This is a genomic window from Klebsiella sp. V115_8, assembly GCF_029967715.1.
Lineage (GTDB): Bacteria > Pseudomonadota > Gammaproteobacteria > Enterobacterales > Enterobacteriaceae > Klebsiella > Klebsiella quasipneumoniae.
Window position 1 is genome coordinate 51,638 of the sequence record NZ_JASCAR010000043.1, and the last position, 26,260, is coordinate 77,897.

A 26,260-nucleotide genomic window follows, 5' to 3' on the forward strand; every position below is an offset into this window, starting at 1 on the left:
CATGGACCAGATCGGCAAACGTTTTGCCAGCGTAACGGCGCTGAATGCGGTTACCCTGCGCCTCAATCCTGGGGAGATTCACGGCCTGATTGGCGAGAACGGCGCCGGTAAATCGACGCTGATCAAAATCCTCGCCGGCGTCTATCAGGCCGACAGCGGCAGCGCGACCCTCGACGGCCGCCCGCTGCCCCTCGGCAACCCGGCAGCCATCGAAGCCGCCGGCATCCGCGTGATCCACCAGGAGCTTAACCTGATCCCGCACTTTACCGTCGCGGAATCGGTGTTTCTGGGTCAGGAGTATCGTACCCGCTGGGGGGCGCTGGATCGCCGACGGATGAGGGCCGCCACGGCGCAATTTTTCCAGCAAAACTGGCAGCTGGCGATCGACCCCGAACGCCTGGTGCGGGATCTGAGCCTGGCCGAGCGCAAGCTGGTGCAAATCGCCCGCGCGCTGATCGACGGCGCGGCGCGGCTGGTGGTATTCGACGAGCCCACCGCCCCCCTCGAGGCCCAGGAGGCCAGTCTGGTCTCCTCCGCCATTCTGCGCCTGCGCGACCAGGGCATTGCCATTCTGTATATTTCCCACTACCTCAATGAGATAGCCACCCTCTGCGACCGCGGCACCGTGCTGCGCAACGGGGAAGTGGTCGGCTACCCGGACCGCGACCTGCTGCAGAATACCGAGGCGCTGATCGCCATGATGGTCGGCCGGGAAATCGACCAGCTGTATACCCCGCGCCAGCGCCCGGCGGCAGACAACGGGGCGGCTCCATTACTCTCGGTGCGCCAGCTGAGCGACGGACGGCAGCTACAGGACCTCTCTTTTGATATTCACCCGGGGGAGATCGTCGGCGTCGCCGGCCTGCTCGGCGCCGGGCGCGATGTGCTGGTTGACTTACTCTACGGCTTACGCCCGGCGGAGCGCGGTACGATCCACCTCGACGGCCAGCCGCGACGTATCCGTACGCCAAAGCAGGCGATCCGCGCCGGAATGGCGCTGGTCCCGCGTGACCGCCGTCATCAGGGGCTGATCCTGCCTTTCACCACCGCTGACAACATTAATCTCGCCTCGCTGCCCGAGACCGCCACCTTTGGCTGGGAGCGGCGGGGGCTTGCCGAGCAGAAAGCGCGCGACTGGATAGCGCAGCTGGCGATCCGCCCGGGACGCCCGGCCCTGCCGGTACGCTACATGAGCGGCGGCAACCAGCAAAAAGCGATCCTCGCCCGCTGGCTCGGCACCGATGCCCGGCTGTTTATTCTCGATGAACCCACCCTTGGGGTTGATATCGGCGCCCGCCGCGATATTTACCAACGTACGCGCCAGCTGGCCGATCAAGGACGGGCGGTGCTGGTCTCCTCCAGCGACGCCACCGAATTACTCGGACTATGCGACCGGATCCTCGTCCTCTGGCGCGGCGCGCTGGCGGCCAATCTGCCCACCCGCGGGCTGACCCTCGACGCCCTGCTGGTGGCGATCAACGGCGGACAGGAGCCTTCACCATGAGTACCGCTATCCAGCGTCGCAGCCGTCCGGGCCTGGCGACGCTTATTGAAAAATTCCCCCTGATCCTGTTTCTGGCGCTGCTGGTGTGGCTGAGCGTGCAGTCGCCCTACTTCCTCAGCTGGCAAAATATCAGCCTGATGCTGGTCCAGAGCGTTCCGCTGGCGATCCTCTGTTTCGGCCTGGTCTGCGTCATCGCCGTTGGCGGAGATGACGTGGTCTCCGGCGGCATCGACCTCTCCCTGCCGGCGACCGCGGTGCTCGGCGTCGCGCTGCTCAGCCTTGGGCTGGCCGAATGGCACGCGCCGTATCTCCTGCTGCTGGCGCTGCTGGCGGCGGTTTGCCTGCTCTGCGGGGCGATCAACGGCTTCCTGGTGCTGGCGGCCGGCCTGCCGCCGCTGCTGGCCACCCTCTCGACTTCGGTGGCGTTTACCGGCCTGACGGACCTGTTGACCGGCCAGCGGCGCATCGCGGTCAGCGATCCGCTGATGGTCGCCTTTCGCGATAACAGCGTGCTGGGCCTGCCCTGGCCGCTGGTCTATCTGCTGGGGGTGTTTATCCTGTTCCAGTTCCTGCTCCATCACTCCCGCTTCGGCCAGCATGTGCAGGCGGTGGGCGGCAATCGCGATATGGCGCAGATGAGCGGCCTGAACGTGCGCCGCTTAACCCTGCTGGTCTGGCTGTTAGCGGGCATCGCCGCCGGGCTGGCTATTCTGCCGCTGCTCAGCCAGGGCTCCGGCAGCTCCAGCGGAACGGCTACGCCGCTGCTGCTGGAAACCGTGCTGGCGACCTTTATCGGCGCCGCCTTCTCGCGTCGTCGGGTGGTCACCATCTGGGGCGCGCTGCTGGGGGCGATTCTGGTTAACGCCCTCTCTAACGGGCTCGGCCTGCTGGGGGTCAATATCTTCTGGATGGGCGCCATTAAAGGCGGCCTGATCCTGGTGGTGCTGGCGGCATCGGCGGTCAGACACAAAGGAGGCGAGGCATGAGCCAAATCACCCTGAAAACCCCAGCGCCTGCGGAACAGACGGTCAGCAGCCCGCTGGCCTGGCTGTCGCAGGCCGGATTCGGCGTCATCACCCTGCTGGCCATTGCCCTGTTCGGCTGGGCGAATCCGGTATTTTTAACCGTGGATAACTGGACCAACCTGCTGCAGGGCAGCGCGATCCTGCTGATTGTGGCGATGGCGATGACCTTGATCGTCAGCGCGGGCGCGATTGACCTGTCGGTAGGCGTCGCGCTCGATTTTGGCGCCGCCTTCGCCCTCGTCGCCCTGAAAACCTGGCATCTGCCGTGGCAGGCGGCGGTGGGCTGCGCCCTGCTCGGCGGGGTGCTGATTGGCCTGCTCAATGCTTTTCTGATCCTCATCTGCCGGATCCGCCCCTTCCTCGCCACCCTCGGCACCTGGTTTATCGCCAGCAGCGCCGAACGCATCTATACCGATGGCGGCGGCGCGATAGCCTATCGGCGGATGGCCCCCGAGTATCACGACCTGGCGGTGGGTAACCTTGGCGGCATCCCCACGCCGGTCGCGATCGTGCTGGCGCTGTGGCTGGCGGCCTGGCTGGTCACCGAGCGTACCCTGTGGGGCAAATATATCCGCGCCATCGGTCAGAACAGCGAAGCGGCGCGCATCGCCGGGATCCGCGATCGCCTGACCATGCTCGGCGTGCTGGTGGCCGCCTCGGCCCTCTGCGCCGTGGGCGGGGTGATCCTCTCCGCCAACCTGCGGCAATTTACCCCGCTGGCCGGGCAGTCTTATCTGATGGACGCCATTGCGGCGGTGTTTATCGGCACCGCCTTTAACCGTCTGGGCCGGGTCAGCATCGCCGGCACGCTGGGCGGCGTGTTGTTCCTCGCCATTATTGATAATGGTCTGAATCTGATGGGGCTCAATTATCTGGTGAAGGACGCGCTGGTCGGCGTGATTCTGGTGGTGGCCCTCGCCCTATCCTTCTGGCAGGCGCGCCTGCGCCAAACGCATCGCTAAACGGGAGAACGATGGCAACCTTTGACGCCGTGTTTGTCGGCCTGACTATTCTGGATATCGCCGGGCGCCCGGTGGTGGCGATCCCGCCGCGCGGCGGCGTCGCCTTTATTGAGCAAATTCGCCTCAACCCCGCCGGCACCGCCGCGGGGGCCAATATTAACGCCGCGAAGCTCGGGATCCGCACCGCAGCGGTGGCCTGCCTGGGCGAAGATGAAAAAGCCGACTTTATCCTCGCCAGCTATGCCCGGCTGGGCATCGACTGCTCGCTTATCCAGCGCACCGCGCTGAAGGAGACCTCGGCGACGATCCTGCCGATTCGCCCCAACGGCGAACGTCCGGCCCTGCACTGCCGGGGTGCGTCTGACGCCCTGTTCGTCAGTGAGGCGGAATTTGACGCCGTCCTTGACTGTCGCTTCCTGCATCACGGCGGGACCGGACTGCTGGCGGCAATGGACCAGGGACAGAGCGCGCGGCTGTTGCAGGCGGCCAAAGCGCGCGGGGTCACCACCAGCTTTGATCTTATCGCCCCGAATGAACACACTCTGGAACTGCTGCGGCCCCTGCTGCCGTCGGTGGATTATTTCATGCCTTCGCTGGAGGAAGCCGCCTTTCTCTCCGGGGAGACGCAGCCGGAGGCCATCGGCCGCTTTTTCTTTGCGCTGGGCGTGGGCACCTGCATTCTGAAAGACGGCGAGAACGGCTCCTGGCTTATCGGCCGCGATGGCGCGCTGGAGCATATTGCGCCGTGGCCGGTCGAGGCGGTGGATACCACCGGCTGCGGCGACAGCTACTGCGGCGGGTTTATAGCCGCGCTGGCGCGCGGACTCAGCGTGAAAGCGGCGTGCGACGTCGCCTCGGCGGTGGCCGCGCTGGTGGCGACCGGGATGGGATCGGATGCCGGGGTGGTGGACTGGGAACAGACCCGGGCTTTTATGGCGGCCCATCGCCCCTGACGCTGGACCCGCGCCGCCGCAGGCGCGGCGGCGCTAGCGGCTTAACGCCACTGGTACAGCAGCGGCTCTCCGGCGACATAGCGCTGAAGATCGGCGGCAATCATCGCCGTGTGTTTGGCGATACTCTCCCGGGTAGCCCCGGCGATATGCGGCGTAATAATCACGTTATCAAACTCGGTGACAAATGGGTGATCGCGCCACAGCGGTTCGCGGTGATACACGTCCAGCGCCGCGCCGCCCAGCGGGCCGTGACGCAGGGCATCAATCAGCGCCGCTTCGTCGACCACCGCCGCGCGGGAGGTATTGATCAGCAGCGCGCCGGGCTTCATGCTGTTTAACAGCGCCGCATTCACCAGCCCGTCGCTGTGCGGTCCGCTGCTCAGATGCAGGCTGACGATATCCGCGTCGCGGAACAGCGCCTCGAGGGTCGTTTTCTGTAGCCCTGGCTCATTGATATCCTCTGCGACGACGAACGGATCCACCACCCGCACCGCCATGCCGAACGCCCGGGCGATACGCGCCACCCGGCGGCCAATGTTGCCATAGCCCACCAGCCCCAACGTTTTATTGCGCAGTTCACTGCCCTTAAACACTTCATAGGGGCTTTCCGGGCTCACGTCCCAGACCACATCCCGCCGCAGGCCCTGCTGGGTGGCGGCGGCGGCATTATCAGCCTGCGTGAACTCCCCCCGCTTCAGCGCCGCATGGGATTGCGGAATGTGGCGCGCCAGGCTGAGCATCAGGCCAAGCGTCAGCTCCGCGGCGGCATCGGCATTGCGCCCCGGGGTGTAGAGCACCCGGATGCCGCGCGCCTGCGCGGCCTGGGTATCAATATTCACCGGATTGGCGCGGGTACAGGCGATCACCTGCAGGCGCGGACAGGCGGCCATCACCGCGTCCGTCACTTCATCATAGCTGGTCACCAGCACCTCGGCGTCGTGGGCCAGCTCAATCAGCTGGCCGGCGCTGAGTTTCGGTTTGCCCAGCGCCCATCCCTCTACCAGCAGTTCGCCCAACTGGTGGAAGGCGCTAAGGTCGCCAGCATGCTCGGCGGTAAAAACGATTTTCATGGTTGAACTTCCTGAGAAAGACGTTGAAGAGCGGCCTGCCTGGCCTGCCATACCGGCAGCATCTGCTCGCGCAGCAGGCGATAAACGGGATACAGCGCCGCATAGCGGGCATGCGCCTGAGGGCGCGGCTGATAGCGGGTCTGCGCCAGCGGAGGCGTCTCGGCCAGCGCAGCGACGCTGCGGGCCGCCAGAATCGCCGCCCCGCGCGCGCTCAGTTCGTTAAAGGCGCTGGAGACCACCGTGCGCCCGGTACAGTCGGCGATAATCTGCAGCCAGGTGGCCGAGGCGGCGCCGCCGCCGGTCAGATACAGCTCGCCGCCCTGCGGATAACCCTGCAGCGCATCGACAATGGCGAAGGCCAGGCCTTCAAACACCGCGCGCTGCAGTTCGGCGCGGGTGGTGTGCGGGCTAATGCCGATAAAGCCGGCCCGCGCGTCGGGACTGTAAAACGGCGCGCGTTCGCCATTGAGGTACGGCTGCCAGAAGACGCCGCCGCTGCCCGGCTCCACGTCCGCGATCGCCTGCTCCAGCCGACCCAGATCGGCGTCCAGCGAAATATGCTGCTGCAGCCAGTCAATGTTTGGCGTACCGGCCTGCATCGGAAACAGCGAGATCACCTGTCCGGCTTCGGTATGGGTGACAAAGCGCGTCGCCTCGTTCACCGTCTGCGGGCCGCGGCAGACGATCCCGGTGCAGCAGGTGGTGCCGAGGATCGTGTAGATGTCCCCTTCGTTGACCGCGCCGCAGCCCAGCGCGGCGCTGCAGACATCCAGCGCCCCGGCGGCCACCGGCGTCGCGGCGGGCAGCCCGGTTAGCGCCGCCACCGCGTCGCTCAGCGTACCGGCCGGAGCATCCGGAGCCAGCAACGGGGGAAACAGCGGCAGCAGTTCGTCCAGCCCCATCTCGTTCATCACCACCGAGGACCAGCTGCCGCTCTGCTGATTGAGTAACGAGCTGCTGGCGTCCGTCAGCTCCAGCGCCGCCACGCCGGTCAGGCGAAAGCGGATCCAGTCCTTGGCGAAAAACAGATAGCGCGCGGCCGCCAGCCGCTCCGGCTGATACTGTTTCAGCCAGTACAGCTGCAGGCTGGTATTGCAGGGCTGCAGGTGGGTGCCGGTATCGGCGAAATAGCGGCGGTCAAAGCCGGGCCGGCGCAGCAGGTCGCTCATCAGCGCGTGGCTGCGGGTATCGCTCCACAGGATCCCCGGGCCCACCGGTTCGCCCTGCTCATCGCTGAGCCAGACTCCCTCCCCTTGCCCGGCGAGGCCGATGGCCCGCAGCCGCCCCGCCTGCAGCGCCGGGTGGCGGGCAATCTGGCGCAGAATAGCCAGCACCGAATGCCACAGTTGGGTCATATCCTGTTCCGCGTAGCCATTGGCCGACAGGCGGGGGGAGGTGTTTTCCGCGGCGCTGGCGCGCGCGGTGAAATGCTGATCAAACAGCACCGCTTTCACCCGGGAGGTGCCGATATCGATACCAAGATAAAAATCCATACCTGCTCCGGCTCAGGGCTCGTAGCGGCGGCGCATCAGCTCGCACTCGAACAGGAACTCCAGCCCTTCCAGTTGTCGGCGGGCCTCCTGAATATCTTTCCCCCAGCAGGTCAGGCCATGTCCACGCAGCAGAAAACCGTAGCGCAGCGGGCGGGTTTGCGCATAATCGGCAATCCGCGCCGCCAGGGCGTCAATATCCTGATCGTTATCGAAGATGGCGACCGGAACGGTGTCGAGATGGCTGTGCTGCCCGCTGAGGGTTTTCTGCATTTCATACCCCTGCAGCGCCAGCGTGTCGCTTTTTTCGATGCGCGACAGCACGGTGGCGTTGACGGTATGCACATGCAGCACCACGTTGGCCTCCGGGAACAGGCGATAGACCAGCGTGTGCAGGCCGGTCTCGGCCGACGGTTTCCGTCCGGAAGGGGCCAGGTTGGTGGCGATCTCCACCTGCAGGAAATCCTCGGTCGTCAGGCTGCCTTTGTCGCGGCCCGACTCGCTTAGCCAGCACCAGGTGTCATCCTGACGCACCGACATATTGCCGCCGGTCGCCGGCGCCCAGCCTTTCGCGCCGATCCAATGACAGGTGGTAACCAGTTGCGCGAGTCTTTCTTGCCACATAGCAGTTCCTTAGGTTAGCGATGATTTATTTAGCCGTCTAAATGGCTATTTACCCGATACTAACACCGCTAACCGGAGGGAACAATATTTCAGGAAACACACATAAGACAAATGGTTATATCATAAATGCATATTAAATAACCTTTATTCACAGCAATTTAACCAACCGCGGTGAGTCCGCTACGATTCCCTCCTGTCTGGCGCCAAAACGCTGGCGGATTCTGCTGGCTGAAATTCTCCGCCTGCGCCGGAAATGCCGTCGCCGCTCTCCTCTGCCCCCGACTGGTGCAAAACATGGCAGGATGCACACTAAAATGGCATTACTCCCCCTGCATCCTGCAATAACTGTGCATATTGCACACCGCGCGCTATTCCCCGTGCCCGGTTTTTCCTGGCACATCTCTTGCTACTTCCGGCTATCACCGCCCATCTAACCAGCCAGAGGTTCCAGGATGTCAAACAGCAATGATTTTCCCCTCGTCGAAGCGCCCGCCGCCGGACGCAAAGGCGTATTTTCCATCGCCATGGTGTTATTCAGCTTTACCTTTTTCACCGGCACGATGTTCGCCGGCGGTAAACTCGGCGTCTCCTTTTCCATCGTCAATCTGCTGTGGATAGCCGTCATCGGCAACGCCTTGCTGGCCCTGTATGCCGCATCGCTGGGCTGGATCGCCGCGCGCAGCGGCCTGAATACGGTGCTGATGGGCCGCTTCTGCTTCGGCGAGATCGGCAGCAAGCTGGCCGATTTTATCCTTGGCTTTGCCGAGCTGGGCTGGTACGCGTGGGGGACGGCCACGGTCGCTATCTCGCTGGTGAAGATCCTCGCCCTGCCCGAGGCGCTGACCCTGCCGCTGATGGTGCTGTTTGGCATTCTGTTCTGCGTCACCGCGCTGGTGGGCTACAAGGGGCTGGACGCGCTGTCGCGCCTGTCGGTGCCGCTGATGTTCGTGCTGCTGGTGGTCTCCATGTATCTGGCGCTGCGCCACGCCGGCGGCTGGCAGGCGATGACCCGCATTGCGCCAGGCGACGCCATGACCTGGTCGGCGGCCATCACCATGGTCTTTGGCACCTTCGCCAGCGGCGCCACCCAGGCGACAAACTGGACCCGGCTGGCCAACTCCAGCCGTACCGCCATTCTCGCCAGCATGGGCAGCTTCCTCGTCGGCAACGGGCTGATGATCGTCGCCGGCGCCTGGTGCGCTATCGTCTATCAACAGGCCGATATCGTCGAAGTGCTGATCCTGCAGGGGCTGTCGGTGGCCGCGGTGATCATGCTGTGTCTCAATCTGCTGACCATCCAGGGCCCCACCATCTATAACGTCTCCGCCGCCGCCTGCCATCTGCTGCGCAGCGAACGTCGCCGCACGCTGACCCTCGCCGCCGCCGGGGTGGGCATTGTGCTGGCCATTGGCGGTATGTACGAAATGCTGATCCCGTTCCTCGTGCTGCTGGGCAGCATTATCCCGCCCATCGGCGGGGTGATCCTCGCCGACTACTGGTTCGCCCGTGGCGGACGCTATCCCCTGCTGCAGAACGCCCGCCTGCCGCGTTTTAACTGGCTGGGACTCGGCGCCTACGCCGCCGGCGCGGTGGTGGCTTATCTGTCGCCGTGGATCGCGCCGCTGGTGGGGATCACCGTCTCCGCGCTGGTCTATATCGCCCTGACCCTGCTAAGCAAGCGTCAGCCTGCCGCCGTCGCGGAGCAGGAGCCATGAGCCTGACGGTCAGCGAACTGCTGGCCCTTGAGGGACTCTCCGCCCTGCGTCTGCGGGCGGGAAAGCAAGGGCTGCAGCGGGCGGTACGCTGGTACTACGTGGCGGAAAATGAGCATATCGCCGAGTGGATCATGGGCGGCGAGCTGGTCTTTATCACTGGCATCAACCATCCCCGGGATGAAGCCAACCTGATCCAGCTGCTGATGGAGGGCAAACAGCGCGGCATCGCCGGGATGGTGATCCTCACCGGCGAGGCCTATATCCACGCCATTCCCGCCACGCTGATCGCGCTTGCCGACGAGCTGGGCATTCCGCTGATCGAGCAGCCCTACCTGCTGAAGATGGTGATTGTCACCGAGCGGGTCGGCACCGCGCTGGTCCGCAGCGAAAGCGCCCTGCAGTCGCAGCGCGACATCCTGATGCAGCTGGTCACCGGCGACTATCCGGACCTGCAGATGCTCCACCAGCGCGCCCTCCACCAGCAGCTCGATTTTACCCGCCCGCTGCGGCTTGCGGCGCTGCGCCTGGAGGGACTGTCCCGCCTGTTTCGCCAGTTTCCGCCCGAACAGGCCGAAGCCTGGCTGCAGCAGGCCCACCGCAGCGTGCGCCAGCAGCTGCAGCTGCAGCTCAACCAGCAGGGCAACCCCTTCCCGCTGTTGGAGCGCAGCAACATGTTCCTTTTCCTGCTGCCGGATGAGGAGGGGGAAGGCTTTCAGCAGAAAAAGTGGCTGCAGCAGTGGCTGCAGACGCTGGCGGAGGGAGAAGAGAGTTTGTCGCTGCTCTGCGGCCTTTCCGCGCCGGTCAGACAGCTGCAGGGCTACCCGCGGGCGCTGTCGCAGGCGCGACAGGCGCTGGATCTTTGCGATACCCTGCGGCCGACCCAGCGGATCAGCGACTATCAGCAGCTGGGGTTTATCAAACTGCTGTCCGCGGTCAGCGACCCGGCGCTGCTCAACGATTTTATGCACGACACCCTGGGCTGCCTGATCGAGCCGGGCCGTAAAGCGCCGTGGCTGCTGCTGGAGACCCTCGAGACGCTGCAGCAGGAGAACGGCAACGTGGTGCGGGCCGCCGACCGGCTGGGTCTCCATCGCAACACCCTGCATCAGCGCATCCAGCGTATTGAAAAACTGACCGGCTACCCGGTCAGCCACCCTCAGTTTCATCTCAACGCCTCGGTCGCGCTGGTGATCTGGCGTTTATCGCAAAACCATTTACAGGACCAACCATGAAAATTGTTAACGCCCGCCTGCGCCGCCAGGAGGCGCTGTTTACCCTTGAGCTGCAGGACGGCCTGATTCAGCGCATGACCGCCCAAACCGCGATGCAGACCGCCGTCGCCGGCGATATCGACGCCCAGGGCCGGCTGGCGATCCCCCCCTTCGTCGAGCCGCATATTCATCTTGACGCCACCCTCACCGCGGGCGAGCCGGAGTGGAACCGCAGCGGCACCCTGTTTGAAGGCATCACCCGCTGGAGCCAGCGCAAAGCGAGCATCACCCCGGAGGACACCCGCCAGCGGGCGCTGAAAACCATCGGCATGCTGCGCGATTTCGGCGTCCAGCACGTCCGGACCCATGTGGATGTCACCGACCCGTCGCTGTCGGCCCTGCAGGCGCTGCTGGCGGTGAAAAAAGAGGCCGCCGATCTCATCGATCTGCAGATTGTCGCCTTTCCGCAGGAGGGGATTGAATCCTACCCCGACGGTCGGGGGCTGATGACGCGCGCCATCGAGATGGGCGCCGACGTGGTGGGCGGCATTCCGCACTATGAAAACACCCGCGACAAAGGGGTCAGTTCGGTGATGTTTTTGATGGACCTCGCCCAGCGCTATGGCCGCCTGGTGGATGTCCACTGCGATGAAATCGACGATCCGCAGTCGCGTTTCCTCGAAGTGCTGGCGGAAGAGGCCCGGGTGCGCGGTATGGGGGCGCAGGTCACCGCCAGCCACACCTGCGCGATGGGCTCTTATGACAACGCCTACTGTTCGAAGCTGTTTCGCCTGCTGAAAGCCTCGGGGATCAACTTTATCTCCTGCCCGACCGAAAGCATTCATCTGCAGGGCCGGTTTGACAGCTGGCCGAAACGGCGCGGCGTCACTCGGGTGGCGGAGCTGGATCGCGCCGGCATCAACGTCTGCTTTGCTCAGGACTCGATTCAGGATCCGTGGTATCCGCTGGGGAACGGCAATATCCTGCGCATTCTGGATGCCGGACTGCACATCTGTCATATGCTCGGCTATGACGATCTGCAGCGCTGCCTCGACTTCGTCACCGACAACAGCGCCCGGGCGCTCTGTCTGGGCGATAACTACGGCCTCGCCGAAGGCCGCCCGGCTAACCTGCTGATCCTCGATGCGGAAAACGACTACGAGGCCGTCCGCCGCCAGGCGCGGGTGCTAACCTCCATTCGCCACGGTAAGGTGATTTTGCAGCGTGAGGTGGAGCACATCCGCTACCCGGCATAAGGCGCAAGGCGCTGCGCGTCAGCGCCTTTCTGTGATACCTTTTCAGGCAGTGTGCGTGACCGACGCCCGCCCGGGCGTCGGCTTCCTGGAAAACAGACGGCGCGAAACGACGATGAGCGATAAAAAATGGATTAAGGCCGAGGATGTGGCCAGACTGGCCGGCGTCTCGCGCTCGGCGGTCTCCCGGACCTTCACCCCCGGCGCCTCGGTGTCGGAGAAGACCCGGCAGAAGGTGCTGAGCGCCGCGGAAGCTCTGGGCTATCAGGTGAATATCATCGCCCGGACGATGATCACCGGCAGCAGTAATTTTATCGGCATCGTCACCGCCGGTTTCGACAACCCGTTTCGCAGCAAACTGCTGGCGCCGCTGGTCCATCAGCTGGCGCTCAACGGCTTTATGCCGCTGCTGATGAACGCTGACGATCCGCAGCAGCTCGCCCCTTCGCTTAAACAGCTGCTGAGCTACCACGTCGCCGGCGTGATCATCACCTCCGGCGCGCCGCCGCTGTCGCTGGCGGAAGAGTACCTGGCGCGCAAGATCCCCGTCACCCTGATCAACCGTCATGCGGACCTCGCCGGCTGCGACCGGGTGTGCAGCGATAACGCCCAGGGGGCGAAGCTGGTGGCGGGCTTGTTCAGTCGTCGAGGCTGGCGGCAGGTTGGCTTTATTGGCGAAAATCGCGAGAACTTCAGCACCCGCCAGCGTTATGACGCTTTCATCGCTCAGACGTCGGGCATGGCGGTAACCAGCCGCTTCTGCGACGGCGGCGGTTATCAGGCCGGCCACCAGGCCGCCAGAGAATTAGTTGCTGAAAACCCCGGGGTGCAGGCCCTGTTCTGCGCCACCGATATGCTGGCGCTGGGCGCCCTGGACGGCCTGCGGGACGCCCCCGCCGCCGCCCCGCTACCGGCCATCGTCGGCTTTGACGATATCCCGCAGGCGGACTGGCGCCCCTATCAGCTCACCACCGTTCAACAGAATACCGCCCTGCTGGCCCACCACGCGGTGGATCTGTTGATGACGCGGATCGCCCGCTTCAGCCTGCCCTCGCGCCATCGCGAAGTGCCGGTGAAACTAATTATTCGTCAAAGTGCGAAATGAAAAAATCATTTTATGCTGGATCGATCACAGAATCTTCTGTGAAACCCGGCCACACTCATTCGGCCCTTCGGGGCTGTTTTTTTCACGCAAAATGCACACGTGTGCAAAATAGGGAGTCACTATGCAATCTCAGGAATCAGAAGCGCTACAGGCCCGCTACCGCCTGGCCTGCGAGCTGGCGAAAGCAGGGGCTGAGCTGGCGTTTGAATACTATCAACAACGCGAAGCGCTGACCGTCGACCATAAGGGCGACGATCTGCAGGATGTGGTCAGCGTGGCCGATAAGCGGGTGGAGGCCTTTGTGAAACAGCGCATTCAGAGCGCGTTTCCGGAGGATGGCTTTCTCGGCGAAGAGAGCGGCGCCCGCCTGTCCGACGCGCGGGTGCTGTGGGTGGTCGACCCCATCGATGGCACCAGCTGTTTCCTCAACGGCCTGCACACCTGGTGCCTGTCGCTGGCGATCGTCGCCGACGGCGAACCGGTCATCGGCGTGGTCTATGACCCCAACCATCGCGAGCTGTTTCACGCCCTGCGGGGCCATGGCGCCTGGCTCAACGACGCCCCGATCCGTCCGCACCCCGCGACGACGGTCAGGGAGGGGGTGATGGGCGTCGGCACCTCGCATCGCGTCACCCCGGCGGACTTTCTGCCGTTTCTGCAGGCGCTGCTCAGCGACGGCGGCATGTTTATCCGCAACGGCTCCGGCGCGCTGATGAGCGCCTGGGCGGCGGCAGGCCGGTTGATTGGCTACTACGAGCCGCACATGAACCCATGGGACGCCCTGCCGGGGCTGGTGCTGATGCGCGAAGCGGGCGGCGCCAGCAACGATTTTCTGGCGCAGGAGGGGATCCAGCGCGGCAACCCGCTGCTGCTGGCCAGCCAGACGCTCTACCCGCAGCTGAAAAAGATGATCCTACAACCATTACATTAACCCTTACGGGTCAGGCTATTTCTGATTATGTACTCTACACAGTAACGATAACTTCATTCACGGACGAACCACATCAATCAGTCAGGCCTCCGACCTGCGGAGAACCACCTATGTCTGGAATTATCGCTTTTTTCCGGGCGTCGCCGCCGAAAGCGGGCGCCGCGTTTGATGAACACCGTTTTCGCCGGGTGCGCTGGCAAACCTTTATCGCCATGACCCTGGCCTACGTCACCTTTTACGTCTGCCGGTTATCGTTCACCGTCGCCAAAAGCGCGCTCGTGGAGCTGGGGATCACCCCGACGGAGCTCGGCATGATCGGCTCCACCCTGTTCTTCAGCTACGCCATCGGCAAACTGGTCAACGGCTTTATCGCCGACCACGCCAACGTGGTGCGCTATATGAGCCTCGGTTTATTGCTCAGCGCCGGGATGAACCTGATGATGGGCATGACCACCAACGCCCTGCTGCTGGCCATCTTCTGGGGGATCAACGGCTGGGCGCAGTCAATGGGCGTCGGCCCCTGCGCGGTCTCGCTGGCGCGCTGGTACGGCGTTAAGGAGCGCGGCACCTTCTATGGCATCTGGTCGACGGCGCATAATATCGGCGAGGCCGTCACCTATATGGTGATCGCCGCGGTGATCGCCGGGTTTGGCTGGCAGATGGGCTACCTGTCCACCGCCGCGCTCGGCGCCGCCGGCGTGGTGCTGCTGGTGCTGTTCATGCACGATTCGCCGCAGAGCAGCGGCTTCCCGTCCATCAACGTCATCCGCGATGAACCGCAGGAGGAGGCCGAAGCCCGCGGCTCGGTGTTTAAAAACCAGCTGCTGGCGCTGCGCAACCCGGCGCTGTGGACCCTCGCCCTCGCCTCCGCCTTTATGTACATCGACCGCTACGCCGTCAACTCCTGGGGGATCTTCTTTCTGGAGCAGGATAAAGCCTACTCCACGCTGGAGGCCTCTGGGATTATCGGCGTCAACGCCATCGCCGGCATCGCCGGGACCATCATCGCCGGCATGCTCTCCGACCGCTTTTTCCCGCGCAACCGCAGCGTGATGGCCGGGTTTATCAGCCTGCTGAACACCGCCGGCTTCGCCCTGATGCTCTGGTCGCCGCACAGTTATTACACTGATATTCTGGCGATGATTATCTTCGGAGCAACCATTGGCGCTCTGACCTGCTTCCTCGGCGGGCTGATCGCCGTCGATATCTCCTCGCGCAAAGCGGCGGGGGCCGCGCTCGGCACCATCGGCATCGCCAGCTACGCCGGCGCCGGCCTGGGCGAGTTTCTCACCGGGATCATTATTGATAAAACGGCTATCCTTGAGAACGGCAAAACGCTGTATGATTTCAGCACGTTGGCGCTGTTCTGGGTGGGTACCGGTCTGGGTTCCGCGCTACTCTGTTTTACCACTGCCGCCATCGTCGCCCGGCGCCATGCCGTCGAACGGCAGACCTCGTTCTCCTCATAACCGATTAACGAATTAAGGAAGAAGATATGATGCCTGCAAGACATCAGGGGCTGTTACGCCTGTTTATCGCCTGCGCGCTGCCGCTGCTGGCGCTGCAATCTGCCGCCGCCGCGGACTGGCAGCTGGAGAAAGTGGTGGAGCTTAGCCGCCACGGGATTCGTCCGCCGACGGCCGGCAACCGGGAAGCCATCGAGGCCGCCACCGGACGACCGTGGACCGAGTGGACCACCCATGACGGCGAGCTCACCGGTCATGGCTATGCCGCCGTGGTCAATAAAGGGCGTGAGGAAGGCCAGCACTATCGCCAGCTTGGCCTGCTGCAGGCGGGATGCCCGACGGCGGAGTCGATTTACGTGCGCGCCAGCCCGCTGCAGCGGACGCGGGCGACCGCCCAGGCGCTGGTGGATGGCGCCTTCCCCGGCTGCGGCGTCGCTATCCATTACGTCAGCGGGGACGCCGATCCGCTGTTTCAGACCGACAAATTCGCCGCCACGCAAACCGACCCCGCCCGCCAGCTGGCGGCGGTAAAAGAGAAGGCCGGGGATCTGGCGCAGCGTCGGCAGGCGCTGGCGCCGGCCATCCAGCTTTTGAAACAGGCGGTTTGTCAGGCCGATAAGCCCTGCCCGGTCTTCGACACCCCGTGGCAGGTCGAGCAGAGCAAAAGCGGGAAAACCACCATTAGCGGACTGAGCGTGATGGCCAATATGGTGGAGACGCTGCGTCTCGGCTGGAGTGAAAACCTGCCTCTCAGCCAGCTGGCGTGGGGCAAGATCGCCCAGGCCAGTCAGATCACCGCCCTGCTGCCGCTGTTAACGGAAAACTACGATCTGAGCAACGACGTGCTGTATACCGCGCAAAAACGCGGGTCGGTGCTGCTCAACGCCATGCTCGACGGCGTCAAACCAGAGGCGAATCCGAACGTACGCTGGCTGCTGCTGGTGGCCCATGACACCAATATCGCCATGGTGCGCACGCTGATGAACTTTAGCTGGCAGCTGCCGGGCTACAGCCGGGGAAATATCCCGCCGGGCAGTAGCCTGGTGCTTGAGCGCTGGCGCGACGCGAAGAGCGGGGAACGCTATCTGCGGGTCTATTTCCAGGCGCAAGGCCTCGACGACCTGCGTCGTCTGCAGACGCCGGACGCGCAGCACCCGATGCTGCGTCAGGAGTGGCGTCAGCCGGGCTGCCGTCAGACCGACGTCGGTACGCTGTGTCCCTTCCACGCGGCTATCACCGCGCTGGGTCAGCGTATCGACCGGCCCTCCGCCCCGGCGGTAGCGATGGTCCTGCCGTAGCGGCCAGGCGATTGCCCGGGCCCGGGAAACCGTTTTTTCCAGGCCCGGCACAGGGTCCGCTATCCGTGGTCCGGCGCAAACGCCCCGGCGGCAACTTGCGCCGGGGTGACCACCCCGCTGTCCAGCACCCAGCCGCTAATCAGCCCGGCAGGCGTGACGTCGAACGCCGGATTGTAAACGGCGGCCCCGGTCGGCGCCCACTGTACCGCGCCAAAGCTGCCCGCCACCCCGGTCACTTCCGCCGCGGCGCGCTGCTCAATGGGGATGGCCGCCCCGTTCGGGCAATGGCGGTCGAGGGTCGTCTGCGGCGCAGCGACGTAGAACGGGATCTGGTGGTAATGGGCCAAAACCGCCAGCGAATAGGTGCCGATTTTATTCGCCACATCGCCGTTGGCGGCGATACGGTCGGCGCCGACCCACACCGCATCCACCTGCCCCTGCGCCATCAGGCTGGCGGCCATTGAATCGGTGATCAGCTGATAGGGCACGCCCAGCTCGCCCAGCTCCCACGCGGTTAAACGTCCGCCCTGCAGCAGCGGCCGGGTTTCATCGACCCACACGCTGGCCACCTTTCCCTGCCGGTGCGCCAGCGCGATAACGCCCAGGGCGGTCCCCACCCCGGCGGTCGCCAGGCCACCGGTGTTGCAGTGGGTCAGCAGACGGCTACCGGGCTTCACCAGCGCACTGCCTGCCTCAGCGATGCGGTCGCACAGCTGTTTATCTTCTTCGACCAGACGCAGGGCTTCCGCTTCCAGCGCCTGCGGGTAATCCTCCCGGGCCAGCGCCTGCTTCATGCGATCCAGATTATTCATCAGGTTGACCGCCGTCGGCCGCGCCGCGCGCAGCGTCTCCAGCGCCTGCTGGAGTTCATCCCGGCTCAGGCCGCGCTGGGCCAGCAGGGCCAGCAGCAGGCTGGCGGACAGGCCAATCAACGGCGCGCCGCGCACCCGCAGGGCGTGAATATGGTCCACCAGCAGCGCAACGTTATCCGCCGCCAGCCAGCGTTTTTCCTGCGGCAAGGCCTGCTGGTCGAGAATAAAAAGCTGATTTTCACTCACCCGCAGGCTGGTGGTCTGTAATGTCTGCATGTCGTTAAATCCCTGTTGCGTTGTTGTATCACATTGTGTCAGGATGAAATCCAGAAGTATAGACGTCTGAACGGCTTAATCAGAATTCGAGGATCGAGGCAATGTCGCAATACCATACCTTCACCGCCCACGACGCCGTGGCTTACGCGCAGCAGTTCGCCGGCATCGACAACCCATCTGAGCTGGTCAGCGCGCAGGAAGTGGGCGATGGCAACCTCAATCTGGTGTTTAAAGTGTTCGATCGCCAGGGCGTCAGCCGGGCGATCGTCAAACAGGCCCTGCCCTACGTGCGCTGCGTCGGCGAATCCTGGCCGCTGACCCTTGACCGCGCCCGTCTGGAAGCGCAGACCCTGGTCGCCCACTATCAGCACAGCCCGCAGCACACGGTAAAAATCCATCACTTTGATCCCGAACTGGCGGTGATGGTGATGGAAGATCTTTCTGACCACCGCATCTGGCGCGGGGAGCTTATCGCTAACGTCTACTACCCTCAGGCGGCCCGCCAGCTTGGCGACTATCTGGCGCAGGTGCTGTTTCATACCAGCGATTTCTATCTCCATCCCCACGAGAAAAAGGCGCAGGTGGCGCAGTTTATTAACCCGGCGATGTGCGAGATCACCGAGGATCTGTTCTTTAACGACCCGTATCAGATCCACGCGCGCAATAACTACCCGGCGGAGCTGGAGGCCGATGTCGCCGCCCTGCGCGACGACGCCCAGCTTAAGCTGGCGGTGGCGGCGCTGAAGCACCGTTTCTTTGCCCATGCGGAAGCGCTGCTGCACGGCGATATCCACAGCGGGTCGATTTTCGTTGCCGAAGGCAGCCTGAAGGCCATCGACGCCGAGTTCGGCTACTTCGGCCCCATCGGCTTCGATATCGGCACCGCCATCGGCAACCTGCTGCTGAACTACTGCGGCCTGCCGGGCCAGCTCGGCATTCGCGACGCCGCCGCCGCGCGCGAGCAGCGGCTGAACGACATCCACCAGCTGTGGACCACCTTTGCCGAGCGCTTCCAGGCGCTGGCGGCGGAGAAAACCCGCGACGCGGCGCTGGCTTACCCCGGCTACGCCTCCGCCTTTCTGAAAAAGGTCTGGGCGGACGCGGTCGGCTTCTGCGGCAGCGAACTGATCCGCCGCAGCGTCGGGCTGTCGCACGTCGCGGATATCGACACTATCCAGGATGACGCTATGCGGCATGAGTGCCTGCGCCACGCCATTACCCTGGGCAAAGCGCTGATCGTATTGGCCGAGCGTATCGACAGCGTCGACGAGCTGCTGGCGCGGGTGCGCCAGTACAGCTGAGCGCGGCCTGTTGCCCTCTCCCCAGCCCTCTCCTCTGGGAGAGGGAGCAAAGCCTAAAAAGTGCATTCTTCTGGGATTGCCCGGCGGCGCTGCGCTTGCGCGGGCCTACAGATAACCGCATGACGGTTTGATATTGCAGTCTTTTGTAGGCCGGGTAAGGCGAAAGCCGCCACCCGGCAGACATGCGAGCACAATAACGAAACAGGTTTGTCATCAGCCAGAAAAAGGCAATTGTCATTGCCTTTTTGCGTTTACCTTGCCCTCACCCCAGATACTCAATCACCGACAGCCCGCCGTTGTAATCGGTGCTGTAGATAATGCCCTGCGCATCGACAAACACATCGCAGGACTGGATCACCCGCGGGCGGCCGGGACGGGTATCCATCATCCTCTCAGGAGCAGCCGGCACCAGCGCCCCGGTCTCCAGCGGACGATACGGGTTGGAAATATCGTACGCCCGTACGCCGGCATTCTGATAGGTGGCGAAGATAAGCGTTGAGCTGACAAAGCTCCCCGGCCGGTTCTCATGCAGGTTATGCGGCCCGAAGTGCGCCCCTTTCGCCGCATAGTCGATTTCGTCAGGCTGTGGGAAAGTTGAGATACTCACCGGGTTCGCCGGCTCGCGAATATCAAACAGCCAGATCAACTTCTCGCCGTCCTCCTGATTGTCGAGCACCGCTTCATCCAGCACCACCAGCAGATCGCGATCCGGCAGCGGCAGCGCGGTATGCGTTCCGCCGCCGAACGGCGGGCTCCAGTTGCGATGGCTGATCAGCGTCGGCTGGGTACGGTCTTTGACATCCAGCAGCGTCAGGCCGCCGTCGCGCCAGCTGCCGTAGGCGGTATCCCCGGCAATAATGGCGTGGTGCAGCGCATAGCGTTTACCCTGCGGCCAGTCCGGTGTTTCACCGCCCGCCTGGTGCATCCCCGGCAGCCACCAGCGCCCGGCAACCTGCGGTTTACGCGGATCGGCCAGATCGATGGTCAGGAAGATGTAGTCGGTAAAACCGTCGATCAGCGCGGACACATACGCCCAGCGGCCGCCGACGTACCAGATGCGGTGAATGCCGATACCGCTCAGCGACAGAAAGCCAATTTCACACGGCTTATCCGGCGTGGAGATATCAAACACGCGCAGCCCGGCGCTCCAGCCGTTGTCCTGCACATCGCTGACCGTGTCACCCACCGAGCGGGTGTAGTACACCTTCTCATCGGCAAAACGGGCATCGGCAAACAGATCCCGGGCGTTGATCACCAGCAGCAGATCGTCATGCGTCTGGAGGTGCACGTTCCAGGTGCCCGGCGGCGCGGCAATATAGTTGACCGTGGTGGGCCGGGTCGGATCGCGAACATCGACCACGGAAAAACCCTGCGACACCATATGGCCAATATAGGCGAATCCGCGATGCACCATCAGCTGGACGCCGTCCGGACGACCGCCCTGGTCGCTATGGCCGATCAGCCGCATATTGCGGCTGTATTCTGGGGAAGGTAATGCTGACATAGGGAATTCCTTTCGCCCGGTGGCGCTGCGCTTACCGGGCCTAAGGGCGCTGTTGGTTTTCCCCCTCTCCCTGTGGGAAAGGGCAACAGGCCGCCCCCGCCGCCACCCGGCTTCGTTTTATTTGTTTTTCGCTTCCAGCGTCGCAAACCACGGCGCGATAAAGTCTTCCGTCTGGCCCCAGCCCGGAATGATTTTCCCCAGCGTGGCCACGTTCACCGCCCCCGGCTGGGCCGCCAGCAGCGCCTGCGGGATCGCCGCCGCCTTGAAGTCGTAGGTGGCCGGCGTCGGCTCGCCGGCGATCTTATTGGCGATCAGCCGCACGTTGGTCGCGCCGATAAGCTTCGGATCCACCGCCACGCTCACCTTCCACGGGCTGCCGGCTTCGCGCATCAGCTGCAGATCCTGGTTGGAAATATCAATACTGTAGAGTTTGATCTCGGTGCGGCCGTTCTCTTTCAGCGCCTTATAGGCCCCCTGGCTAAAGGCATCCCAGGTGCCCCAGATAGCGTCGATTTTCCCTTTCGGATATTTGGCGAGGATCGCCCCCACCTTGTTAGCGGTATCTCCCTGCACATCGGACGAAACGGCGCCGATCGACTCCAGCTCTTTAATCCCCGGGTTTTGCTTCAGCAGTGTCTGGTAAGCCGCCTGACGGCGCTCCATTGGCGGGAAACCCGCCACCCACAGCTTGACGATGTTGGCTTTGCCGTTGAAGTCTTTCACCAGCTGGCCAAAGGAGAGATCGGTCAGTGAGGCGTCATCCTGCTGGCTGACCGTCACGCCGGGGATCTCGCCGCTCACCGCGGTATCGAACACCGCCACTTTGATCCCGGCGTCCACCGCCTTCTTCACCAGGGCCGTCGAATAGGGGTCACGCCCCTGGGAGAGAATAATGCCGTCGTATTTCTGGCTGATCGCCTGGTTGACGAAGTCCTGGAATTTGGCGTCATCGCCGTTGCTCAGGAAGGTGCTGATTTTGAAACCGAGCTTTTTGCCTTCCTGCAGCGCCCCGGCGACAAACTGGGTGGTGTTATCGTCAGACCCCAGGTTGCGGATCACTGCAATGCGGATCGGGCCATTGTGTTCGGCAATGGCCGCCGGCACCGGCGTCGGGGCGGTGGCCAGCGCCGCCGTCGACTGCAGCAGACCCAGCGTAATGAGAGAGAGTGCGATCTTTTTCATGCGGTTTACCCTGTAAAATGTTAAGTACGGCGCTGAAAATAGGTCAGTGCCAGCGCGCCAGCCAGTACCAGCCCTTTAATAATGTCCATCGCGTAATACGGCACCGAGAGCATCACCAGCCCGTTGGAGAGCACGCCGAGGATCACCGCCCCCACCAGCGTCCCCAGGGCGTTCGGCTTGCCGGAACCGGCCAGCGAAAAGCCGATCCAGGCCGCCGCCACCGCGTCCATCAGATAGCCGCCGCCGGCGTTAACCTGCGACGATCCGATACGCGAGGCCAGCAGAATGCCGCCGAGCCCGGCCAGCAGCGAGGCAATCACGTACGCCGCCACTTTATAACGCGTGATCCGCAGGCCGGAGAGCCGCGCCGCCTCCGGGTTGCCGCCGATGGCGTACATCCGCCGGCCGTGGGTGGTGAACGACAGCGCCAGCTGGGCGACCAGCGTCACCACCAGCATGATGATGACGATGGTCGGCACCTGGCCCAGCGCGCCAAACGCCGCCGGGATGGTGCCTTCTGCCATCTCGCCGCTCGGCAGCACCATGTTTTCGGTAATCGACCCGCCGTAGCTGTATGTCATTGCCACCCCCTGAATCACAAACAGGCTGGCCAGGGTGGCGAGCATGTCGGGGATGCGCAGCACCACGATCAGAAAGGCGTTAAACAACCCCACCAGGGTGCAGAGCGCGAGGGTGATCAGAATGGCTTCGGTGGTCCCCAGGCCGTGCCAGACAAACAGGGAGATCACCAGGGCGTTGGCCAGCGACGCCGTCGATCCGACGGACAGATCGAAGCCACCGATGGTGAGGGAAATCGACACCCCAATGGCAATCACCGTCACGATGGCTATCGAGCGCAGAATGTTGATGATGTTGAACGGGTCAAGGAAGTTGTCCGAGGCGAAGCCAAAGACCGCCACCAGCAGCACCACGGTCAGCAACATGCCCCACTTATAGAGAAAATCAAAAAATCGCTGACGGCCCGATACCGTCGCGTTCACTGCCAGGGCCTTGCTCACGCTGCCGCTCCTCCGGTTGAATAATAAAGCAGTGTCTCTTCCCGGGCTTCCGCGCCGGGGATCTCCGCCACGATCCGTCCGTCCCATAGTACGCAGATGCGGTCGCATAAACCGACCAGCTCGGCGAATTCACCCGAGGCATAAATCACCCCTTTGCCTTCCCGCGCCAGACCATCGATCAGCATGAACAGATCGGTTTTCGCTTTCACATCGACCCCTTTGGTCGGTTCGTCAAAAATCAAAACGTTGGCATCGCCGCGCAACCATTTGCCAATGGCCACCTTCTGCTGATTGCCGCCGGACAGACGGCGCAGCGTCTGACCGGGACCGGTGGCGCGCACGCCGAGGCGGGCTATCACCTCCTCCGCCCAGCGCCAGGCCTGGCGATGGCCGAACAGGCTCCAGCGCGAAAAGTGGTTATCGGCGCTGACCGCCAGGTTCATCGCGATCGGCTCTTCGATGAAAATGCCCTCTTTGCGCCGCTCCTCCGGGACCAGCGCCAGGCCGCGCCCCACCGAGTCGGCGGGATCCCGCGGCCGCCACGGCTGGCCGTTCAGCTCGCCGCGCTGCACCCGGCTTTTGCTGGCGCCGAACAGCGCTTTGCACAGCTCGGTTTTGCCCGCCCCGGCCAGCCCGGCGATCCCCAGAATTTCCCCCTTACGCAGGCGCAGCGAGATATCCTGCAGCAGCGCCTCATCGTGCAGCCCTTCCACCTGCAGCAGCACGTCTTCACCGTGCGGCGGACGCGGCGGCGGGAAGATATCGCTCAGCTCGTGGCCCAGCATCTTTTCGACAATCTGTTCCCCGCTCAGCGGCGCCATCGGGCCGCTCTCAATCAGACGCCCGTCGCGCAGCACCGTCAGGGTGTCGCAGATCGCCTTCAGCTCGTGGATGCGGTGCGAAATAAACACCACCCCGATCCCCTGCTGCTGCAGACGGCGTACCACCGCAAACAGGCGTTCGCTTTCATGCTGATCCAGCGGCGCGGTGGGTTCATCGAGGATCAGAAAGCGGCAATGGTGCGACAGGGCGCGGGCCAGCAGGATCTGCTGTTTTTCGGCGAGCGTGCAGCTGTCAATAGAGCGCCTGACGTCCAGCGCCACGTCCAGCTGCGCCAGCGCCTCGCGCGCCAGCTGCCGAACCCGCGACCAGCGGAAGGTCGTCCCCGGCTCCGCCAGCCTGTCCAGCATGATGTTTTCGGCAATGCTCAGGCCCGGCACCAGCGCCACGTCCACCTCCTGCTGCACCAGGTGGATCCCCAGCTGTTTGGCATCCCGCGGCGAACGAATGGTGACCGGCTGGTTATTGATCGTCACTTCGCCCTGATAATGGGCGTGGGTGCCGCACAGTACCGCCATCAGCGTCGACTTACCCGCGCCGTTGGCGCCGGTCAGGGCATGCACCGACCCGCCATGAAGGGTGAAGGCTACCTTGTTCAGCGCCTGAAAGCCGGAGAAGGCCAGGCTAATGTTATGCATCTCAAGGCGATTCGCGCTCATCACTGCTCCCGTGCGGCAATTAATCTTCTGATTTAACGAATTTTTCATAGCCGCCGCTGGCTGACAACTGCGTAAAAAGCATAAGATACAACGAAATAATATTAGCCATCTGGATGTCCAGACATAACATCAGGTTAGCCCAACACCTATAAGGACAGCTTTCATGAGCAACAGCGAGATCCGCGTCGTGCCCGGCCCGGCCAACTATTTCTCCCACCCTGGCAGCCTTCAGCGGCTAAGCGATTTTTTTAACGCCGACCAGCTATCGCGGGCGGTGTGGGTCTATGGCGAGCGCGCCCTGGCCGGCGCCGAACCTTTTCTGCCGGCGGCCTTCCACCTGCCGGAGGCAAAAAAGATCCGCTTTACCGGCCACTGCAGCGAACGCGATGTGGCGGCGCTGGCGCAGGCCTCAGGTGACGATCGGGCGGTAGTGATTGGCGTAGGCGGCGGCGCGCTGCTCGACAGCGCGAAAGTGCTGGCCCGCCGCCTGGGGGTTCCGCTGGTGGCCATCCCGACCATCGCCGCCACCTGCGCGGCATGGACGCCGCTGTCGGTGTGGTACAGCGACGCCGGACAGGCCCTGAATTTTGAGATCTTCGATGACGCGAATTTCCTGGTGCTGGTCGAGCCGCGCATCATTCTCAACGCCCCGGCGGAGTACCTGCTGGCGGGCATTGGCGACACCTTAGCCAAATGGTACGAGGCAGTGGTGCTGGCGCCGCAGCCGGAGGCGCTGCCGCTCACCGTGCGGCTGGGGATTAACGGCGCGCTGGCGATCCGCGACGTGCTGCTGGCCAGCAGCGAAACGGCGCTGGCGGACCAGCGCCGCGGCGAGCTGAGCCAGGCGTTTCGCGATGTGGTGGATGCGGTTATCGCCGGCGGCGGGATGGTTGGCGGGCTGGGGGAACGTTACACCCGGGTCGCCGCCGCCCACGCGGTGCATAACGGGCTGACGGTGCTGCCGCAGACGGATAAATTCCTCCACGGCACCAAGGTGGCCTACGGCATTCTGGTGCAAAGCGCCCTGCTCGGTCAGGATGAGGTCCTGGCGCAGCTGGTGCAGGCCTGGCAGCGCTTTAACCTGCCGGCGACGCTGGCGGCGCTGGAGGTCGATATCAATAACCGCGCAGAGCTTGACCGGGTCATTGCCCATACCCTGCGCCCGGGCGAGTCGATTCACTATTTACCGGTGACGTTAACCCCTGAGGTTCTGCGCGCGGCGTTTGAGAAGGTGGAATACTTCAGCCGTTAATCACCCCGACCGTCTATACCTAATGATGATTCTCACCACTCTCGCAACGAGGTCATCATGCAGATCGATTTAACAGGTAAGAAGGCGCTGGTTACCGGCGCCAGCCGTGGGTTGGGTCGGGCTATCGCCCTGTCGCTGGCGCGCGCCGGCGCCGATGTGGTTATTACGTATGAAAAATCGGCCGATAAAGCCCAGGCGGTCGCCGATGAAATAAAAGCGCTGGGCCGGCACGGTGAAGCGGTGCAGGCCGACAGCGCCAGCGCGCAGGCGATTCAGGATGCCGTCACCCATGCGGCGCGTTCCCTCGGCGGGCTGGACATTCTGGTCAACAACGCCGGGATCGCGCGCGGCGGCCCGCTGGAGTCCATGACGCTGGCGGACATCGACGCGCTTATCAACGTCAATATTCGTGGGGTGGTTATCGCCATCCAGGAGGCGCTGGTGCATATGTCAGACGGCGGGCGCATCATCAACATCGGCAGCTGTCTGGCTAACCGCGTGGCGCAGCCGGGCATCGCGGTTTACTCGATGACCAAGTCCGCCCTCAACTCCCTTACCCGCGGCCTGGCGCGCGATTTAGGCCCCCGCGGGATCACCGTTAACCTCGTCCATCCCGGCCCGACCAACAGCGATATGAACCCGGAAAACGGCGAGCAGGCCGATGCCCAGCGTCAACTTATTGCGTTAGGTCACTACGGCCAGCCGGAAGACATCGCCGCGGCGGTCACCTTCCTCGCCAGCCCGGCCGCCGGGCAGATCTCCGGCACCGGGCTGGACGTGGATGGCGGTTTGAACGCCTGATCGCACA

22 protein-coding genes are annotated in these 26,260 nt (G+C 63.7%); 14 read left to right on the forward strand and 8 right to left on the reverse strand.

The window, feature by feature from the left end:
* Position 1: 1 nt before the first annotated feature.
* Genes QLG03_RS19790 through QLG03_RS19805 form a run of 4 tightly spaced genes read left to right on the forward strand, consistent with a single transcriptional unit; the run spans position 2 to position 4,444 of the window.
* The gene (locus QLG03_RS19790; protein ID WP_074186689.1) at positions 2–1,504 is read left to right on the forward strand and encodes a sugar ABC transporter ATP-binding protein; all 1,503 of its coding nucleotides are present in this window, start codon (positions 2–4) and stop codon (positions 1,502–1,504) included.
* A complete protein-coding gene (locus tag QLG03_RS19795; RefSeq protein WP_132134030.1) occupies positions 1,501–2,490 on the forward strand; it encodes an ABC transporter permease in 990 nt (329 codons plus the stop codon). Before QLG03_RS19790 ends, QLG03_RS19795 begins: the two co-directional genes overlap by 4 nt.
* Complete coding sequence (locus QLG03_RS19800) at positions 2,487–3,491, forward strand: ABC transporter permease (protein ID WP_132134033.1); 1,005 nt, start codon at positions 2,487–2,489, stop codon at positions 3,489–3,491. The genes QLG03_RS19795 and QLG03_RS19800 overlap by 4 nt, the downstream gene beginning before the upstream one ends.
* A gap of 11 nt (positions 3,492–3,502) precedes the next feature.
* Entirely contained in the window at positions 3,503–4,444 is a 942-nt protein-coding gene (locus QLG03_RS19805; RefSeq protein ID WP_132134036.1) for a sugar kinase, read from the forward strand.
* 41 nt (positions 4,445–4,485) lie between these two features.
* Here the strand turns inward: QLG03_RS19805 and QLG03_RS19810 are convergent, their stop codons facing one another.
* Genes QLG03_RS19810 through QLG03_RS19820 form a run of 3 tightly spaced genes read right to left on the reverse strand, consistent with a single transcriptional unit; the run spans position 4,486 to position 7,628 of the window.
* Positions 4,486–5,514 (reverse strand): 2-hydroxyacid dehydrogenase, encoded by a 1,029-nt coding sequence (locus QLG03_RS19810; protein WP_255988284.1) that lies wholly within the window; start codon positions 5,512–5,514, stop codon positions 4,486–4,488.
* Complete coding sequence (locus QLG03_RS19815; RefSeq protein ID WP_048297029.1) at positions 5,511–7,007, reverse strand: FGGY-family carbohydrate kinase; 1,497 nt, start codon at positions 7,005–7,007, stop codon at positions 5,511–5,513. The genes QLG03_RS19810 and QLG03_RS19815 overlap by 4 nt, the downstream gene beginning before the upstream one ends.
* 12 nt (positions 7,008–7,019) lie before the next feature.
* Positions 7,020–7,628, reverse strand: a complete 609-nt coding sequence (locus tag QLG03_RS19820) for a methylthioribulose 1-phosphate dehydratase (protein WP_147734044.1) — start codon at positions 7,626–7,628, stop codon at positions 7,020–7,022.
* A 452-nt stretch (positions 7,629–8,080) separates the two neighbouring features.
* On the opposite strand from QLG03_RS19820, the gene codB reads away from it, so the two are divergent.
* The 7 genes from codB (at position 8,081) to QLG03_RS19855 (ending at position 16,607) form a co-directional block, all read left to right on the forward strand.
* Positions 8,081–9,343: a cytosine permease gene (gene codB / locus QLG03_RS19825; RefSeq protein ID WP_032455098.1), complete on the forward strand. Its 1,263-nt coding sequence runs from the start codon at positions 8,081–8,083 to the stop codon at positions 9,341–9,343.
* Positions 9,340–10,575, forward strand: coding sequence for a PucR family transcriptional regulator ligand-binding domain-containing protein (locus tag QLG03_RS19830; protein ID WP_023288805.1), 1,236 nt, complete (start codon positions 9,340–9,342; stop codon positions 10,573–10,575). Before codB ends, QLG03_RS19830 begins: the two co-directional genes overlap by 4 nt.
* On the forward strand, positions 10,572–11,810 hold the full coding sequence (gene codA / locus QLG03_RS19835; RefSeq protein WP_023288804.1) for a cytosine deaminase: 1,239 nt from the start codon (positions 10,572–10,574) through the stop codon (positions 11,808–11,810). Before QLG03_RS19830 ends, codA begins: the two co-directional genes overlap by 4 nt.
* 145 nt (positions 11,811–11,955) lie before the next feature.
* The gene (locus tag QLG03_RS19840; protein WP_255988524.1) at positions 11,956–12,912 is read left to right on the forward strand and encodes a LacI family DNA-binding transcriptional regulator; all 957 of its coding nucleotides are present in this window, start codon (positions 11,956–11,958) and stop codon (positions 12,910–12,912) included.
* 121 nt (positions 12,913–13,033) lie between these two features.
* A complete protein-coding gene (locus QLG03_RS19845; RefSeq protein WP_023288802.1) occupies positions 13,034–13,843 on the forward strand; it encodes an inositol monophosphatase in 810 nt (269 codons plus the stop codon).
* 110 nt (positions 13,844–13,953) lie between these two features.
* A complete protein-coding gene (locus tag QLG03_RS19850; protein ID WP_044521583.1) occupies positions 13,954–15,312 on the forward strand; it encodes an MFS transporter in 1,359 nt (452 codons plus the stop codon).
* Positions 15,313–15,338: 26 nt separating this feature from the next.
* A complete protein-coding gene (locus tag QLG03_RS19855; RefSeq protein ID WP_132134043.1) occupies positions 15,339–16,607 on the forward strand; it encodes a histidine phosphatase family protein in 1,269 nt (422 codons plus the stop codon).
* A 59-nt stretch (positions 16,608–16,666) separates the two neighbouring features.
* Here the strand turns inward: QLG03_RS19855 and mtnA are convergent, their stop codons facing one another.
* Positions 16,667–17,695: an S-methyl-5-thioribose-1-phosphate isomerase gene (gene mtnA, locus QLG03_RS19860; protein WP_023288799.1), complete on the reverse strand. Its 1,029-nt coding sequence runs from the start codon at positions 17,693–17,695 to the stop codon at positions 16,667–16,669.
* 101 nt (positions 17,696–17,796) lie between these two features.
* Here mtnA and mtnK point away from each other — a divergent pair, with 101 nt between their 5' ends.
* Complete coding sequence (gene mtnK, locus QLG03_RS19865; protein WP_023288798.1) at positions 17,797–18,996, forward strand: S-methyl-5-thioribose kinase; 1,200 nt, start codon at positions 17,797–17,799, stop codon at positions 18,994–18,996.
* Positions 18,997–19,258: 262 nt separating this feature from the next.
* Here the strand turns inward: mtnK and QLG03_RS19870 are convergent, their stop codons facing one another.
* From QLG03_RS19870 to QLG03_RS19885, 4 genes are all read right to left on the reverse strand, one after another.
* On the reverse strand, positions 19,259–20,500 hold the full coding sequence (locus tag QLG03_RS19870; protein ID WP_233672776.1) for an LVIVD repeat-containing protein: 1,242 nt from the start codon (positions 20,498–20,500) through the stop codon (positions 19,259–19,261).
* A gap of 117 nt (positions 20,501–20,617) precedes the next feature.
* Complete coding sequence (locus tag QLG03_RS19875; protein ID WP_032455089.1) at positions 20,618–21,682, reverse strand: sugar ABC transporter substrate-binding protein; 1,065 nt, start codon at positions 21,680–21,682, stop codon at positions 20,618–20,620.
* A gap of 20 nt (positions 21,683–21,702) precedes the next feature.
* Positions 21,703–22,701: an ABC transporter permease gene (locus QLG03_RS19880; protein WP_032455088.1), complete on the reverse strand. Its 999-nt coding sequence runs from the start codon at positions 22,699–22,701 to the stop codon at positions 21,703–21,705.
* Positions 22,698–24,200 carry a sugar ABC transporter ATP-binding protein gene (locus QLG03_RS19885; RefSeq protein ID WP_060589606.1) on the reverse strand — a complete coding sequence of 501 codons (1,503 nt, stop codon included), beginning with the start codon at positions 24,198–24,200 and terminating at the stop codon, positions 22,698–22,700. The genes QLG03_RS19880 and QLG03_RS19885 overlap by 4 nt, the downstream gene beginning before the upstream one ends.
* A 163-nt stretch (positions 24,201–24,363) precedes the next feature.
* Between QLG03_RS19885 and QLG03_RS19890 the strand changes: the two genes are divergently transcribed.
* Complete coding sequence (locus QLG03_RS19890) at positions 24,364–25,452, forward strand: oxidoreductase (protein WP_132134049.1); 1,089 nt, start codon at positions 24,364–24,366, stop codon at positions 25,450–25,452.
* Between the two features lie 57 nt (positions 25,453–25,509).
* On the forward strand, positions 25,510–26,253 hold the full coding sequence (locus tag QLG03_RS19895; RefSeq protein WP_233672773.1) for a 3-oxoacyl-ACP reductase family protein: 744 nt from the start codon (positions 25,510–25,512) through the stop codon (positions 26,251–26,253).
* Positions 26,254–26,260 lie beyond the last annotated feature (7 nt).